The sequence below is a fragment of the Amycolatopsis sp. SID8362 genome (assembly GCF_010550475.1).
In the GTDB taxonomy this organism is placed as follows: domain Bacteria; phylum Actinomycetota; class Actinomycetes; order Mycobacteriales; family Pseudonocardiaceae; genus Amycolatopsis; species Amycolatopsis eburnea.
In genome coordinates this window covers 1-357 of the sequence record NZ_JAAGNB010000125.1, presented here as the reverse complement: position 1 = coordinate 357, position 357 = coordinate 1, and the positions used below count along the sequence as shown (strand labels likewise).

Sequence of the window (357 nt, the reverse complement as noted above, 5' to 3'; positions counted from 1 at the left end):
AACGCGTTGGCCGCGGCGTAGTTGCCCTGGCCGGGGCTGCCCAGCGTGGCCGCGGCCGAGGAGAACAGCACGAACGCCGACAGCCCGAGGTCCCGGGTGAATTCGTGCAGGTTCAGCGCGGCGTCGACCTTGGGCCGCAGCACCGCGTTGAGCCGCTCGGGCGTCAGCGACGCGACGACGCCGTCGTCGAGCACGCCTGCCGCGTGCACCACCCCGGTGAGCGGCCGGTCCGCCGGGATCGCGGCGAGCACCGCGGCCAGCTCCCGGCGGTCGGCGGCGTCACCCGCGACGATCCGGACGTTCGCGCCGAGTTCCCGCAGGTCGGCGGCCAGTTCGGCGGCACCGGGCGCGTCGGGA

The 357-nt window shown here is 75.9% G+C and carries 1 protein-coding gene; it reads right to left on the bottom strand.

Annotated elements, in window-relative coordinates; translation table 11 throughout:
- A partial coding sequence (locus G3I65_RS04185; protein ID WP_160694910.1) for a KR domain-containing protein occupies positions 1-357 on the bottom strand: 357 nt, incomplete at both ends.